This window comes from Micromonospora sp. LOL_021, from assembly GCF_048060215.1.
Lineage (GTDB): Bacteria > Actinomycetota > Actinomycetes > Mycobacteriales > Micromonosporaceae > Micromonospora_E.
In genome coordinates this window covers 1-549 of record NZ_JBHMIN010000148.1, presented here as the reverse complement: position 1 = coordinate 549, position 549 = coordinate 1, and the positions used below count along the sequence as shown (strand labels likewise).

Here is a 549-nt window from a genome sequence, read left to right as displayed (position 1 = left end):
CGCCGCGGTGCAGCTCGACCTGGCCGACGACGTCGACGACCTGCTCGCCCTCGGCGTGCCCGACCGGCGGCTGGCCACCCTGCCGCAGGCGTACGCACGGATCATCGACGCCGTCGGCGCCGAGCGACGGTTCCGCGACGCGGCACCGATGGTGGCCGACCTGTGCGCCGAGCTCGCGCAGTACGGGCTGCCGGAGCTGCTGCAGCACGACGACCTGCACGACGCGCAGGTCTTCGTCCGCGACGGCCGCCACCTCATCATGGACTGGGGCGACGCCTGCGTGTCGCACCCGTTCCTCACCCTGTCGGTCACCCTCGACGGTGGGCTGGCGTGGGGGCTCGACGACGTGCGGGACTCGGTCGACACCGCGCCGTTCCGGGACGCCTACCTGGCGCCGTACGCCGAACGGTTCACCGGCGACCTGGTGGCCGCGACCCGGGTGGCGCTGCGCCTGGGCTGGGTGTGCCGCGCGGTCAACGGGCACCTGCCCGGCGACGACAAGCAGACCCTGACCCGACTGCGGATGTTCCTCGACGGCCGACCGTAGCC

At 73.8% G+C, this 549-nt stretch carries 1 pseudogene; it reads left to right on the top strand.

Going from position 1 to position 549, the window contains the following annotated elements:
- Positions 1–547 (top strand): annotated as a pseudogene (locus ACFHWT_RS31430) (hypothetical protein); the annotation flags it as partial.
- Positions 548–549: the final 2 nt, after the last annotated feature.